The sequence below is a fragment of the Kribbella sp. NPDC050281 genome (assembly GCF_040655855.1).
Classification (GTDB): Bacteria; Actinomycetota; Actinomycetes; order Propionibacteriales; family Kribbellaceae; genus Kribbella.
In genome coordinates this window covers 50,382-64,464 of sequence record NZ_JBFAKS010000026.1, presented here as the reverse complement: position 1 = coordinate 64,464, position 14,083 = coordinate 50,382, and the positions used below count along the sequence as shown (strand labels likewise).

Sequence of the window (14,083 nt, the reverse complement as noted above, 5' to 3'; positions counted from 1 at the left end):
CGAGTGGTTCGTCAACCCTATGGGGAGTGGAGGTCGGTTCGCAGGGTCGTCCGGGTGTCGTTTCAGAAGAGGTTCAGAAGGTCCGGCTCCACAGGTTGATCGCGTAGTCGACCTCGACCCCCGAATGCGATGCGATGATGCGCTCCGCGTCGGCCGGCGTGAACTCGATCCGGATCACTGCCTCGAGGTCCTCCCGGCGTTCGAACCGCCAGCCCATGTCGAGTTGCGTCCGCTGCCAGCCGCGCGCGGTCCAGAAGGCCTCGACCTCCGCCGCTTTGATCTTCGGGTACGACTCGGTGAACCAGCGCCCGAATGTCGACCGGCTCCCGTCGTTGTCGATCACGAACGCGGTCCCGCCGTGCCGCATCACCCGGTCCAGTTCGGCCAGCCCCGGTTCGCAGCCCGGCCCGAAAAAGTACGCCCAGCGCGCATGCATCACGTCGATCGACGAGTCCGGCACCGGCAGCCGCTGCGCCGTACCCTGCCGGACCTCGACGTTCGGCAGGTCCTTGGTACGGCGCTTGGCCGCGTCGGCGAGTGCACCATGCGGCTCGACTCCGATGACCCGGCCCGCGGTCGCCGCGAACGTCGGCAGGTGGAACCCGGTGCCGCATCCGATGTCGAGCAGCGTCGCGCCGGCCCAGTCCCGGATCGCCCGCATGGCCGGCTCGATCACCCCGTCGGGATCGACAGCCCGGTTCTCGACCTCGTACACCTTCGGGTGCTGCCAGATGTTGGGACTCGGAATCCCACCTTCCGCGATGCTCACACCGCTAGACACTAGTTGCTGCCGGCACGGGTCTGGTCGTGGCGGCCAGGAGTGCTACCGGGATCAGGAGCATCCCGCAGAGGATGGCGAGCCAGTGGAAGCCGAGTACGGCGAGGATCGGGCCGGCGGCCGTACCGGCGATCGAGGCGAACGCACCCATGGTCAGGTCGGACAGGCCCTGAGCCGACGTGCGGATGTCCTCCGGCACCGAGCGGGTGAGCAATGTGGAGCCTGCGACCAGACAGGCCGACCAACCGAGCCCCAGCAAGGCCAGTGCGGCCGCGGTCAGGCCGTGTGCGCCGTCCGGAGCCAGCGCCGCCACCGTCATGGCTGAGGCAAGCAAAGCCAGGCCGATGCCGATGGTCGGGATGCGGCCGAGGCGGTCCGCCATCCAGCCCATCACGGGGGAGAGGGCGTACATGCCGGCCACATGACCGCTGATGACGAAGCCGACGATGGTGAGTGAAGCGCCGTGGTGGCGCAGGTGCACCGACGTCATCGACATGACTCCGACCATGACCGCATGGGCGACCGCGATGGAGAGCAACCCCAGCCGGGCATGGGGGATCGACATCACGGTCCGGAACGTGGCGGCGAGTGGCTGCCGTTCGACCTTGGCTCTGGGGGTGCTCTGGTGCAGCCGCCGCAGCCCGAACCACACCGTGGCCAGACTGATCGCGAAGGCGATGACCGAAAAGATGTACGGGCCGGCGAGTGCCATGACTCCGAGCGACGTACCCACAGCTCCGCCGACACCGGTGAGGTTGGGCCCGACGACCACGCCGATCGTCGTGGCCCAGACGACCATAGACAGTGAGCGGGCGACGTGTGCCGGGTCCGCCGCGTCGGTGGCGGCGTACCGGGACTGCAGGTTGGACGCGGACCCACTGCCGAACAGGCAACCGGCCAGCAGGAGCAGTGCGAGCGAGTCGATCTGGGCAGCGACGATGCTCAGCAGTGCTCCGGTTGTAGCGATCAGGTAGCCGACCGTCAACGACACCCTCCGGCCGCGCGACCTGGCCAGCCCGGCCAGCGGTACGGCGAGCATCGCGGCGCCCAGAGTGGTCGACGTCGCGGCCAGTCCGGCCATCGACGTGGACCCCGAGATGCTCTCGGCCAGCAAGCCCGCGACCGCGAACCCACTCGCGACCGCCACGCCACCCACGACGTTGCTCACCACCAGCACCCGCAGCGTCGTTCGTTGCAGGTCGGCGGGTGTGGTGTCGGCGGTCACGGGCTCACCTTCTCATCAAGCTGACCGGTAAGGCAGCTCGATATGCTCGCTTATAGAATCGTCCTGACGTAATTCCACCCCCTGCCTTGGAGTTCCGGATGCCCGACATCGCGATCGTCCCTGCCCCGCGTGAACTCACCGTCGACGAAGGCCAGTGGGTGAGCGGGGATCCCGCCGGCGAAGCCATCCGGGACGTGGTCGAGAACCTCGGCGAGACCGAGTACCGGATCGATGTGACCGCGGACGGCGCCCGCCTGTCGGCCGGCTCGGAGGACGCACTCCGGCACGCGGAGTCAACGTACGCGCAACTGCTGGACGCCGCCGAGCCGGCCGAGGACGGCAAGGTCGCGGTGCCGGCGGTGCGCATCGCCGACGCGCCACGGTTCGCCTGGCGGGGCATGATGCTGGACGTCGCCCGGCACTTCATGCCGAAAGAGTTCGTGCTCAAGGTGATCGACGTGCTCGCCCTGCACCGGCTGAACACGCTGCACTTCCACCTCACCGACGACCAGGGCTGGCGGGTCGAGATCGAGGCCTACCCGCGGCTGACCGAGATCGGCGCGTGGCGCGACGAGACCATGGTCGGCAAGATGTCGCGCGGCCAGAAGGACTTCGAGTACGACGGGCAGCGGCACGGCGGCTTCTACACCAAGGACGACCTGCGCGAGATCGTCGCGTACGCCGCCGAGCGCGGCATCACCGTGGTCCCGGAGATCGACCTGCCGGGCCACATGCAGGCCGCGATCGCGGCGTACCCGGAGCTCGGCAACAACCCGGACACCCAGCTGACCGTCCGTCAGTACTGGGGCATCAGCGAAGACGTGCTGAACGTGAACGACGCGACCGTCGAGTTCGTCAAGACCGTGCTGCGCGAGGTGCTGGAGATCTTCCCCAGCCCGTACATCCATCTCGGCGGCGACGAGTGCCCGTCGGTGCAGTGGGGCGTCTCGGAGGAGGCGCAGAAGCGGCAGGCCGAGCTCGGGCTGACCGAGCCGGGGCAGTTGCAGGGCTGGTTCACCGAGCAGGTCGCGTCGGTGCTGGCCGAGGAGGGCCGCCGGCTGGTCGGCTGGGACGAGATGGTCGAGACCGACTGCCCGAAGGACGCGGTCATCATGGCGTGGCGGAGCGCGCAGCGCGGCGAGGTCGCGGTGAAGGCCGGCCACCAGACCGTGATGGCGCCGTGCGAGTCGGTGTACTTCGACTACTACCAGGGCGACCCGGAGACCGAGCCGCTCGCGATCGGCAACTTCATCCCGCTGGAGAAGGTCTACGACTTCGAGGTCGTCCCGGCCTCGCTCACCGAGGAGGAGGCGGCCCTGATCGTCGGCACCCAGTGCCAGATCTGGACCGAGTACATGCCGGACGAGCAGCAGGTCGGCTACATGCTCCTGCCGCGGCTGTCCGCTTTCGCCGAACGCGCCTGGGGCTCCCCGCGGACGTCGTACGACGAATTCCTCACCCGCCTCCGCCCCCACCTGACGCGGATCGAGGCCATCGGCGTCAACTACCGTCCTCTCGACTGAGGTCGCAGGTGCTTCTGCTTCAGTTGCTGACGGGAGAACAAAATCTCCGTAAGCGCTGTGGGCAGGGGTAGACGGACCAGGCCCCGATGGCGACGATGAGGCGTCGGGGATCCCAGGTCGGGAGCGGGAGGGACCATGACCGCGGTGGGACCGCTGGACGCGATGTTCCTGCTCGGTGAGAGCCGTGAGCAGCCCATGCACGTCGGCGGGTTGATGGTGTTCGAGCTGCCTGAGGGCGCCGGACGGGACCACGTGTTCCCGGAAGGTTCCCGGGACTATCTGTCGCAGCTGTACCACGACATGGTCGCGGCGCCGGCGGTGAATCCGTTGTTCGCCCGGCGGGTGCGGAACCGGGCGCTCGACCTCGGCTACTGGTCGTGGGAGCAGGACAACGACATCGACCTCGAGTACCACGTGCGGCTGTCCGCACTGGCGCGACCAGGGCGGTTCCGCGAACTGTTCGAGCTGACCAGCCGCCTGCACGGGACGCTGCTGGACCGGCATAGGCCGCTGTGGGAGATGCACCTCATCGAGGGCGTCGAGGGCCGGCGGTTCGCTCTCTACAGCAAGATCCACCACTCGCTCCTGGACGGAGTCACCGCCCTCCGCTGGATGCAGGACACCCTCACCACCAAGCCCGACACAACAGACATGCCGGCCACCTTCGCCCTCCCGGCGTCTGCACCGGGGCCGATCCCGTCAACCGGGTTGTTGACGGCGGCCGGCCGCCTGCCAGGCAACACCGTCAGGGTGTTGGCTGATCTTGCCGGTCTCACGCCTGTCGGGTTGAAGAGTTTGCTCCGGACTGTGCAGACGGAGCATTCCTCGGTCGCGTTCCAGGCGCCGCGGACGATCCTCAATCAGCCGATCACCGGAGCGCGGCGGTTCGCGGCGCAGTCGTGGCCGATCGAACGGTTGGAGAAGGTCCGCGCGATCACCGGGGCGACGCTGAACGACGTGATGCTGGCGATGTGTTCAGGTGCCTTGCGCAACTATCTGCTCGAGCTGAACGCCCTTCCGGACAAGGCGCTGACGGCGATGGTCCCGGTCTCCCTGCGCGGCGAGGCGGAAGCACCCGGCGGCGGTAACGCGCTGAGCACCTTGATTGCCGACCTCGCCACCGACGAGGCGGACCCCGAGCAGCGGATCCGCCGCATCATGGCCTCCACCAGGTATGCCAAAGGCGTGCTGTCCGAGCTCAGTCCGTTGCAGCGACTGCTGGTCGGCGCTCTCGGGTTCGGCGTCGCCGGTCCCGCAGCGGTTCTCCCCGGCGTGGCCGGCCGTACGACGCCGCCGTACAACGTCGTCATCTCGAACGTGCCCGGCCCGGCCGAGAGCCCGCTGTACTGGAACCGGTCGCGCCTGCTCGGCATGTATCCGGTCAGCATCGTGCTCAACGGCCAGGCGTTGAACATCAGCGTCACCAGCTACGACCACCAGTTGCACTTCGGTCTGACCGGCTGCCGCCGGACAGTCCCGCACCTGCAACGGCTGCTGACGCAGCTCGAGGTCTCACTCGCCGACCTCGAGAACATTCATTAGAGCAGGGCGTCCATCTGGCTGACGCCCTGTTCCAATCCGGTGTCCATCCCCATCTGGATGAGTTGGTCCATCTGCTCGCGGGTGCCGAAGGCAGCCCGCAGTTCCATCCGGGTGCCGCCGTCGTACGCGCCGAGGTGCAGGTGCGTGGTGGTCGCCGGCATCCCGGCGGCCGGGTTGCCCTCGGAGTCGGCGAACGAGTCGACGAACTCCATCGCCGCGGGCGGGTCGACGGCGACGATCTGCCAGCGGCCGTGGAACTTCTCGCCTTCCGGGCTGGTCATGTAGTAGAACACCTCGCCACCCGGCGTCAGGTCGTGCTCGATCACGGTCGCCGGGTACGTCGGTGGGCCCCACCACCGCTCGAGTTTCCGCGGGTCCGCCCACAGCTCCCACACCTGCTCCACAGTCGCGGCGAAGTCCGCGATCAGGGTCAGGGTCAGTGCGTCGAAGTCCTTGTCAACGCTCGTGACACTCATGTGTTGTCCCTTCGCTCCGGTGTGCTCTCGGTCAGCAGGTCCGTCATCCGGTCCACGCGGCCACGCCAGATCGCCTCGAGTTGGTCGAGTGCGTCCCGGGCCCGCCGTACGGCGTCCATTTCACTGCGCACCAGTTGCTCGCGCCCCCTGCGTTCCTTGGTCACCAGCCCGGCCCGCTCCAGTACCGCGACGTGCTTCTGCACCGCCGCAAAACTCATCGGATACGCCTCGGCCAACCGCGACACGGACGCCTCTTCCACCAGACACCGCCGGACGATGTCGCGCCGCGTCGAATCCGCCAACGCCGCCAGCAACCCGTCGACGACACCATCATCTACAACCATTTGGTTGTACGTTAGCCCGGCGACAAACCCCGGTCAACCACACGCCGCGGATCTGGTGCTAGATGCGGACGACGCCGTTGGGGGTCTGGAAGACGGCGGCCACCAGGCCGGGCTGGCCGTTGGGGCCGACCCAGGCGACGTCCAGGTCGTCGAGGAGGTGGTCGGCGGGGTGGCCGATCCAGTCGGTGACTCGGTGGGGGTCGCCGGCGATTTCCAGCGCGGTGAGTCTGACGTCCTTGCCGCCGACCGACGGGTGCTCGGTGAGGTCGTCCCAGTGCACGAAGAACGGCAGCTGCGGGTCGGCGATCAGGCCCTTCACGCCGATCTGCCGCCAGGTCAGGTTCACGCCGTCGGGGCGGTGCCGGTTGCCGGGCGCGGCCTCGCGGCCGAGGCGCTGCTCCATCCGGGCCATGTCGCGGACCGCCACCACCCAGCCGAGCCAGCCGCCGCCCAGCTCCTTGCGGGCACGGACCGCCTGGCCGAACGGCGCCTTGTCCGAGGCCGGGTGGTCGAGCACGTCGACGACCTCGATGTACCGATCGTTCTCCAACGGCAGGATGTGGTTCACCGTGCCGAAGCGCGGGTGCACACCGCCGTCCACGAACTCCGCCCCCAGTTGCGCGGACAACCGCTCGAGCGTGGCCTTGCAGCCGTCAGGGCCGCACGCGTACGACAGATGATCCAGACGCATGCCAGTCATTGTGTCCCCCCCACCGACACTCGTGGTCGCCGGGGTGTGTCGGGGCCACGTTCTAAGCTCTGCACCATGCGTACGGTCGTCATCGGAGGAACTGGCCACATCGGTACTTACCTGGTCCCGGAGCTCGTGCGGCTCGGGCATCAGGTGACCGTGCTCAGTCGTGGCGAGCGGTCGCCGTACCAGAACGATGGCCGCTGGAAACAGGTCGAGTTGGTCCAGGTCGACCGCGCCGCGGAAGATGCCGCAGGCACCTTCGGTGAGCGCGTGGCCGGGCTCGAGCCGGACATCGTGATCGACCTGATCTGCTTCACCGAAGACAGTGCGAAGCAGCTCGTCGAGGCCGTACACGGGAAGATCCAGCACCTCCTGCACTGCGGCACGATCTGGGTGCACGGGCCGAGCATGACCGTGCCGACCACGGAGGACACGCCGCGCCGGCCGTTCGGTGACTACGGCATCCAGAAGGCGGCGATCGAGCGCTACCTGCTCGACCAGTCCCGCCGCACCGGCCTGCCGGCCACGATCATCCACCCCGGCCACATCTGCGGTCCCGGCTGGACTCCGATCACACCGGCCGCCACCTTCAACCTCGAAGTGTACGAGAAGCTCGCCCACGGCCACGACCTGCTGCTGCCGAATCTCGGCCTGGAGACGATCAACCCGGTGCACGCCGACGACGTGGCCGGCATCTTCCTGGCCGCGATCGCCAGCCGCTCGACCGCGATCGGCGAGAGCTTCCACGTGGTCGCGAGCGATGCGGTGACGCTGCGCGGCTACGCCCACGCGGTCGCCGACTGGTTCGGCCAGGAGCCCCGGCTCGGCTTCCTGCCGATCGGCCAACTGCGCGAACAACTGTCGGAGCGGGACGCGGGAGCCATGTGGGACCACGTTGCGCACAGCCCGAACTGCTCGATGGCGAAGGCCGCCAGACTGCTCGGCTTCCGCCCGCGCTACTCGGCGATCGAGGCTGCCCTGTCAGGCATCGAGTGGCTCGTCGACAACGGCAAGATCACTTAGACGCCGGGTGGGGCAGCAACGGCCGGGCTGCTTCCAGATGCTGCCGGCACAGCTCCGCGAGTACGTCGTAGGCCTTGTGGCCCATCAAAGTCTGGAGCTCGACCCGGCTGGACTCGAAGACCGCCTCGACGGCGATGTGCGCCTCGGTGTTGCCGGTGCAGTACCAGTCCAGGTCGTGTCCACCGGGTCCCCAGCCACGCCGGTCGTACTCGCCGATGCCGACCTCGGTGTACGTCGTACCGTCCGGGCGCTCCACCTCGCGGAAGGTCCGGCGGATCGGCAACTGCCAGCAGACGTCCGGCTTGGTCTCGACGAAGTGCACGCCCTTCTTCAGCGCCAGGCCGTGCAGCGCACAACCGCCGCCACCGGCGAAGCCCGGCCGGTTCAGGAAGATGCAGGCACCCTCCCAGACGCGGGTCTTGCGGTCGCCGTCGTCGTCGGTCTCGACCCAGCCGTTCTTGCGGCCCTCCTTGCGGAACTGCCAGTCGTCCTTGGTCAGCTCCTTGGCGTACTGCTTGACCCGCTTCTCGTCGTCATCGTCGGAGAAGTGTGCGCCGAGGGTGCAGCAGCCGTCGTTCGGCCGGCCCTTGTAGATACCGCGGCAGCCACCGCCGAAGATGCAGGTCCAGTTGGAGGTCAGCCAGGTCAGGTCGCAACGGAACACCTGGTCGGGGTCGTCGGGGTCGATGAACTCGACCCAGGCACGGGGGAAATCGAGAGAAACCTCAGGCACCTGGAAAGCGTACGCGCCCCGGCGCACAGACAGTGAATGCAGACTCCGACGCGCGGTACTCCCGCAGTCCAGTAGCGTGTTGGTATGCGGCTCGGCGTACTCGACGTGGGATCCAACACCGTCCACCTCCTGGTGGTGGACGCGCATCGTGGTGCCGCACCGTACCCGGCGTACTCGCACAAGACCGAGCTGCGGCTGGCCGAGCACCTGGACAAGGACGGGAAGATCGCCCAGTCCGGGTCCGACGGATTGGTGTCGTTCGTGAAGGAAGCCTCCGAACTGGCCGAGGACAAGGGCTGCGAGTCGGTGCTCGCGTTCGCCACGTCCGCGCTGCGGGAGGCACCCAACGGCGACAAGGTGCTGGACCGGGTCCGCGCCGAGACCGAGGTCGACCTGCAGGTGCTCAGCGGCGAGGACGAGGCCCGGCTGACGTTCCTGGCGGTACGTCGTTGGTTCGGCTGGTCGTCCGGCCGCCTCGCGGTGTTCGACATCGGCGGCGGTTCGCTGGAGATCGCTGCCGGGTCGGACGAGGAGCCGACCGTGGCGGTTTCCGTGCCGCTCGGGGCCGGTCGGCTGACCCGGGAGGGTCTGTCCCAGGACCCGCCGGGCAAGGACGAGGTCAGGGCACTGCGCAAGCGGATCCGGATGGAGATGGCCGCTGTGGCCGGGCCGGTACTGCGGGCAGGCAAGCCGCAGCGGTCGGTAGCGACCAGCAAGACGTTCCGGTCGCTGGCACGGATCTGCGGTGCGGCGCCGTCCGACGACGGGCCGTACGTGTCGCGCGCGCTCAGCCGCGACGATCTGGCCGAGTGGACGCCGAAGCTGACCAAGATGGCCGCGGCCGAGCGGGCCGACCTGCCGGGGGTCTCGATCGGCCGCTCGTCGCAGCTGGTCGCCGGGGCGCTCGTCGCCGACGCCGTGATGGATCTGTTCAACCTGCCCTCCCTCGAGGTGTGCCCGTGGGCGCTGCGGGAAGGTGTCATCCTGTCCCGGCTCGACCAGTTGCAACCGCGGTGAACCAGATGAACCCCAGCACGACCGCCAAGATCGGCCTGTCCACGGCCTCCGTCTACCCCGAGTCGACCGCCAGCGGCTTCGAGCTGGCCGCCCGGCTCGGGTACGACGGCGTCGAGGTGATGGTCGGCATCGACCCACTGAGCACCCAGATCGACGCGATCTCGCGGCTGGTCGACTACCACCAGTTGCCGGTGCTCGCGATCCACGCACCCTGCCTGCTGATCACCCAGCGGGTCTGGGGGACCGATCCGTGGGGCAAGCTCGAGCGCAGCGCCGAGGCAGCGAAGGATCTGGGCGCCGACGTGGTCGTCGTCCATCCGCCGTTCCGCTGGCAGCGGGACTACGCGCGCGGGTTCGTCGAGGGGATCGCCCGGCTCGAAGCCGAGACCGGCGTCGTCTTCGCGGTCGAGAACATGTACCCGTGGCGCGCGCCCGGCAAGGGCCTGCAGGCGTACGCGCCGAGCTGGGACCCGACCGAGCAGGACTACGCGCACACCACTCTGGACCTGTCGCACTCGTCGACCGCCGAGCAGGACTGCGTCGAGCTGGCCGCGACGATGGGCCGGAGCCTGACCCACATCCACCTGACCGACGGGACCGGCTCTGCCAAGGACGAGCACCTGGTGCCCGGCCGCGGCACCCAACGGGCCGCGGACCTGCTGGCCGGCCTGGCGAACCAGGACTTCCGCGGCCACATCATCATCGAGATCAACACCCGCCGCGCGACCAGCCGGTCCGAGCGCGAGGTCGACCTGGTCGAGTCGCTCGACTTCACCCGCAAGCACTTCGTCCGGACGTCGCGCCGGTCGTCGTTCGCGGTCACTCCCCAAGGCGAGATCTCGGAGCTCACGTCGTGAACGCCCGCGGCGGATCCGGCGGTACGGCGGACTCCGGCGCGGCCCGTACGACGACCGCCGGGCGGGCGGGGCGCCGTCCCGGCGGCCCGGACACCCGCGGCGAAATCCTCCGCGCGGCCCGGGAATCCTTTGCGGACAAGGGCTTCACGGCGACCTCCATCCGCGCGATCGCCCGGGAGGCCGCGGTGGACGCGGCCCTGGTGCACCACTACTTCGACAGCAAGGACGAGCTGTTCATCGAGGCGATGGCCATCCCGGTCGACCCGCGCCAGATCGCCGCGCGGATCATCGACGGTCCGCGCGACGAACTCGGCCGCCGGATCGCGACCGCGTTCCTCGGCGTCTGGGAATCGGCCGAAGGTCAGCAGCGGATGAAGGCGATCGTTCGCAGTGTGGTGAGCAGCGACGAGGTGGCCCGGATCATGCGCGAGGGCATCACCCGGATGATCATTCAGCCGGTCGCCAAGATGCTCGACGTACCCGACGCGCAGCTTCGCGTCACGCTGGTCGCGACGCAGCTCATCGGACTCGCAATGGCGCGCTACCTGATCGAGCTCGAGCCGGTCGCGTCCGTCGACCTGGCCACCTTGATCGACCGGCTCGGGCCTGTCCTGCAACTTCACCTGACCGGTTGATGCAGATCCCGACGGACCGCGAGATCGAGACCCTGCATCGCGATCACGCGCCTACCCGCGACGCCTTCGAGTCCGTGTACGAACACTGCCGGATCGTCTGTCAGCTCGCCTCGCAGTACCTCCTGTCGCTGGACGTCGACGCCGATCTGGTCCGCGCCGGAGCGCTTCTGCACGACATCGGCGTCTACCGTCTCTACACGGCTGGTGTGCTCGACACAGCGGACTATGTGCGGCACGGCGTACTCGGGCACGAGTTGCTGGCGGGTCTCGGGTTTGCGGAGACGATCAGCCGGTTCTGCTCCCGTCACAGCGGGGTCGGCATCACGCGGGACGACGTACTGCGGCAAGGCCTGCCGATCCCGGCGGCCGACTATGTGGCGGAGACGCGGGAGGAGGAGCTGGTCATGTACGCCGACAAGTTCCACAGCAAGCGGACTCCGCCGGTGTTCGTGAGCGGCGCGTCGTACGAGATCGCCGTCCGCCGGTGGGGTGAGGACAAGGCGATCGCGTTCGCCGGCCTGAGGCACCGCTACGGCGATCCGGAGCTGGCGTCGCTGAGTGCTGCCACCGGATACGCGGTGATCTGAGGGAGCCCTGGTTGTTGCCAAGCGTGTGGTTCCGCGCTAAATTCATCACATGATGAAAAACGCGGTGAGTTGCCGGGACGTCGTGGTGGTGCGCGGCGACCGGGAGGTCCTGCACGGGGTCGGGTTCGACCTCCGGACCGGGACGGTGACCGGGCTGCTCGGTCCCTCCGGCTGCGGCAAGACGACGCTGATCCGCGCGATCGTCGGTCTCCAGGCCAAGGTCACCGGCGACATCTCCGTCCTCGGGCTGCCCGCCGGCGCGCCCAAGCTGCGCGGCCGGATCGGGTATGTCACCCAGGAGCCCAGCGTCTACGGGGATCTGAGCGTGACCGAGAACCTTCGCTTCTTCGCCGCGGTGCTGGGGGTCCCGGCCGACGACGTGGGCCGGGTCATCGACGCGGTCGATCTGCGGTCGCATGCCGACGTACGCGTCGATCGGTTGTCCGGTGGGCAACGGTCGCGGGCGTCGCTTGCCGCCGCACTCCTCGGCGACCCCGAGCTCCTCGTCCTCGACGAACCGACCGTCGGCCTGGATCCCGTTCTCCGACGGGATCTCTGGGACCTCTTCCACCGGCTCGCCGACGCCGGCGCGACCCTGCTCGTCTCGAGTCATGTGATGGACGAGGCTTCGCGTTGCGATCGACTTCTGTTGATGCGCGACGGTGAGCTGCTCGCCGACGACACCCCGCAAGCCCTGCTCGAATCGGTCGGCACCAGCGACATCGAGCAGGCGTTCCTCACCCTGATCGAGCAGAAGGCAGGTGCGCGATGACGCTCCGGGTCACTTTCGCCGTCGCCGCCCGGGTGCTCGCCCAGTTGCGCCGCGACCACCGCACGGTGGCGATGCTGATCGTGCTGCCGGCGCTGCTGGTCAGCCTGATGTGGTGGATGTTCATCGACTCACCGACCACCTTCGACCGCGTCGGCGGGCCGCTGCTGGCGGTGTTCCCCGCGATCATCATGTTCATCGTGACCTCGGTGGCGACACTGCGGGAGCGCTCCAGCGGTACGTTGGCGCGGCTGTTCACGATGCCGATGGCGAAGGTGGACTTCCTGCTGGGCTACGCGTTGGCGTTCGCCCTGATCGCGGTTGTCCAGGCCCTCGTGGTCGTGTCGATCGCGCTCTACGCCCTCGATCTGAACATCGAGGGTGCCGCCTGGCAGCTCGGCGTGGTCGCGGTTCTCGACGGCGTTCTCGGTACGGCGCTCGGCCTGTTCGCGAGCGCGTTCGCGGCGACCGAGTTCCAGGCGGTCCAGATGATGCCGGCCGTGATGATCCCGCAGATCCTGCTCTGCGGACTCCTCCTCCCACGCGACCAGCTGCCCAGCGTGCTGCACGCCGTCAGCGACGTACTGCCCCTGTCGTACGCCGTCGACGCCGTCACCGGAGTTGCCCAAGGCAACGGCTTCGGCGCCGGCGCAGGCACCGACGCCCTGGTGGTCACCGCCTTCATCCTGGCCGCCCTGGCCCTGGGCGCCGCAACCCTGAAACGCCGTACCGCCTGAGGGGTACACCCAGTGGTCGTCGTTCCTCAGCCTCCGGTCATCCGGCGAGGTGGGAGACGTTGTGCCAGGCCGGGTCCTCGGTGACCTCGACGGAGACCTGGCCGTGGGGCCAGCCGGTGGTGGCGGCCTGGAGTTGAGCGCCGGCGGGAGTGGTGCCGTCGGCGTAGTAGTGGAGGGTCCGGGTCCCGGCTGAGGTCTCGTGGGCGATCAGATTGCCGGAGCCACCGAGGCGGTCCGTCAGGTGGTCCTCGAAGCGGCGCAGTTCATCCAGCATCTCCGACTCCGGTAGCCCGTCGTCGCGCACCACGGGGTAGCGGATCGAGACCGCGACGTGAGTGTCGAGGTGCGGCCGCCGGATGGACCGCAACGGGTACTCCGCCGTAGCGATCAACCGATGCCCGTCGCGCGTCCCCTCGAGCATCTTCCAGGCCGGACTCCCGTCCTCCAGGGTGTGATCAGCCGCGAACGCGGCAACCGCGGGCAGCAGCGTCTCGATCGGCACAGCATCGGCCGGCGCCTCGACCAACGTGTCGATCGCCCCGACCCAGGTCTCCACCATCTCCTCACCCAGCACGAGATCGAGCATCAGGAGCGTCACCCGCCGCTGCACATCCACCGGCAGTTCGGGAAACGCCGGATGATGGACGCCGACATGGATCGCCGACGAATCCGGCTCCATCGAAACCACGGCCTCGTCGATCGGGATCGGCGGCAGCCCGTCGAACCTGATCGTGAACGCGGGCCCCGGCCGCCGCAGGTCGGCGTACTCCCAGGTCCGGTCCGACGGCGGCGCGGCCCGCAGCCAGCGTCGCGCGACAGCACGGCGGCTCGGGTTCCCGGCCGCCGTGACGATCAGTACGTGCTCGGCGTGCAACCCAGGACCGAGCTCCCACTCCAGATCCGGATCGATCCGCGCGATCAGATCGGTCAGTACGTCGCTCAGGTCCGCCGGCACCTGGCGTGCGATCGCATCGGCCACCAGCGCGGCACCGGATTCGCTCCACCAGGACCAGAACGCGCCGATCGGGTCGGCCTCCACGGCAGTCCGCTTGCGACGCTTGAAGATGGGCATGGACGCATCCTCTCCCGGTCATGGGTGCGTCCGGCCGGTGGTTGCCGGGATTGATGGCGACGTACTGTCAC

16 protein-coding genes are annotated in these 14,083 nt (G+C 68.6%); 9 read left to right on the top strand and 7 right to left on the bottom strand.

Translation table 11 applies throughout. The features are described 5' to 3' along the window. Positions 1–73: 73 nt before the first annotated feature. Both AB0I34_RS26380 and AB0I34_RS26375 read right to left on the bottom strand, forming a co-directional pair. Entirely contained in the window at positions 74–769 is a 696-nt protein-coding gene (locus AB0I34_RS26380) for a methyltransferase domain-containing protein (RefSeq protein ID WP_360449763.1), read from the bottom strand. A 4-nt stretch (positions 770–773) separates the two neighbouring features. Next, on the bottom strand, positions 774–2,003 hold the full coding sequence (locus AB0I34_RS26375) for an MFS transporter (protein WP_360449760.1): 1,230 nt from the start codon (positions 2,001–2,003) through the stop codon (positions 774–776). Between the two features lie 98 nt (positions 2,004–2,101). Between AB0I34_RS26375 and AB0I34_RS26370 the strand changes: the two genes are divergently transcribed. Continuing rightward, positions 2,102–3,526 (top strand): beta-N-acetylhexosaminidase, encoded by a 1,425-nt coding sequence (locus AB0I34_RS26370; RefSeq protein WP_360449758.1) that lies wholly within the window; start codon positions 2,102–2,104, stop codon positions 3,524–3,526. 135 nt (positions 3,527–3,661) lie between these two features. Continuing rightward, positions 3,662–5,068, top strand: a complete 1,407-nt coding sequence (locus AB0I34_RS26365; protein ID WP_360449756.1) for a wax ester/triacylglycerol synthase family O-acyltransferase — start codon at positions 3,662–3,664, stop codon at positions 5,066–5,068. On the opposite strand, the gene AB0I34_RS26360 is transcribed toward AB0I34_RS26365, so the two are convergent. The 3 genes from AB0I34_RS26360 to AB0I34_RS26350 are packed head-to-tail and all read right to left on the bottom strand — an operon-like array spanning position 5,065 to position 6,579. Continuing rightward, positions 5,065–5,544, bottom strand: a complete 480-nt coding sequence (locus tag AB0I34_RS26360; protein WP_360449753.1) for an SRPBCC domain-containing protein — start codon at positions 5,542–5,544, stop codon at positions 5,065–5,067. The two genes, AB0I34_RS26365 and AB0I34_RS26360, sit on opposite strands and share 4 nt — an antisense overlap. Further along, entirely contained in the window at positions 5,541–5,888 is a 348-nt protein-coding gene (locus AB0I34_RS26355; protein WP_360449751.1) for a metalloregulator ArsR/SmtB family transcription factor, read from the bottom strand. Before AB0I34_RS26355 ends, AB0I34_RS26360 begins: the two co-directional genes overlap by 4 nt. A 58-nt stretch (positions 5,889–5,946) precedes the next feature. Further along, complete coding sequence (locus AB0I34_RS26350) at positions 5,947–6,579, bottom strand: VOC family protein (protein WP_360449749.1); 633 nt, start codon at positions 6,577–6,579, stop codon at positions 5,947–5,949. A 75-nt stretch (positions 6,580–6,654) separates the two neighbouring features. On the opposite strand from AB0I34_RS26350, the gene AB0I34_RS26345 reads away from it, so the two are divergent. Continuing rightward, entirely contained in the window at positions 6,655–7,605 is a 951-nt protein-coding gene (locus AB0I34_RS26345; RefSeq protein WP_360449747.1) for an NAD(P)-dependent oxidoreductase, read from the top strand. Here AB0I34_RS26345 and AB0I34_RS26340 read toward each other — a convergent pair. After that, the gene (locus tag AB0I34_RS26340) at positions 7,598–8,338 is read right to left on the bottom strand and encodes a hypothetical protein (RefSeq protein ID WP_360449745.1); all 741 of its coding nucleotides are present in this window, start codon (positions 8,336–8,338) and stop codon (positions 7,598–7,600) included. The genes AB0I34_RS26345 and AB0I34_RS26340 overlap by 8 nt on opposite strands. 84 nt (positions 8,339–8,422) lie before the next feature. Here AB0I34_RS26340 and AB0I34_RS26335 point away from each other — a divergent pair, with 84 nt between their 5' ends. The 6 genes from AB0I34_RS26335 to AB0I34_RS26310 are packed head-to-tail and all read left to right on the top strand — an operon-like array spanning position 8,423 to position 12,940. Then, positions 8,423–9,355: a Ppx/GppA phosphatase family protein gene (locus AB0I34_RS26335; RefSeq protein WP_360449742.1), complete on the top strand. Its 933-nt coding sequence runs from the start codon at positions 8,423–8,425 to the stop codon at positions 9,353–9,355. A 5-nt stretch (positions 9,356–9,360) separates the two neighbouring features. Next, positions 9,361–10,212 (top strand): sugar phosphate isomerase/epimerase family protein, encoded by an 852-nt coding sequence (locus tag AB0I34_RS26330; protein ID WP_360449739.1) that lies wholly within the window; start codon positions 9,361–9,363, stop codon positions 10,210–10,212. Continuing rightward, the gene (locus tag AB0I34_RS26325; RefSeq protein ID WP_360449736.1) at positions 10,209–10,847 is read left to right on the top strand and encodes a TetR family transcriptional regulator; all 639 of its coding nucleotides are present in this window, start codon (positions 10,209–10,211) and stop codon (positions 10,845–10,847) included. The genes AB0I34_RS26330 and AB0I34_RS26325 overlap by 4 nt, the downstream gene beginning before the upstream one ends. Then, entirely contained in the window at positions 10,847–11,434 is a 588-nt protein-coding gene (locus AB0I34_RS26320) for an HD domain-containing protein (protein WP_360449734.1), read from the top strand. Before AB0I34_RS26325 ends, AB0I34_RS26320 begins: the two co-directional genes overlap by 1 nt. A 49-nt stretch (positions 11,435–11,483) precedes the next feature. Further along, positions 11,484–12,206 (top strand): ABC transporter ATP-binding protein, encoded by a 723-nt coding sequence (locus AB0I34_RS26315; protein WP_360449731.1) that lies wholly within the window; start codon positions 11,484–11,486, stop codon positions 12,204–12,206. Next, on the top strand, positions 12,203–12,940 hold the full coding sequence (locus AB0I34_RS26310; protein ID WP_360449729.1) for an ABC transporter permease: 738 nt from the start codon (positions 12,203–12,205) through the stop codon (positions 12,938–12,940). Before AB0I34_RS26315 ends, AB0I34_RS26310 begins: the two co-directional genes overlap by 4 nt. A 37-nt stretch (positions 12,941–12,977) precedes the next feature. On the opposite strand, the gene AB0I34_RS26305 is transcribed toward AB0I34_RS26310, so the two are convergent. Beyond that, positions 12,978–14,012, bottom strand: a complete 1,035-nt coding sequence (locus AB0I34_RS26305; protein WP_360449726.1) for a DUF695 domain-containing protein — start codon at positions 14,010–14,012, stop codon at positions 12,978–12,980. Positions 14,013–14,083 lie beyond the last annotated feature (71 nt).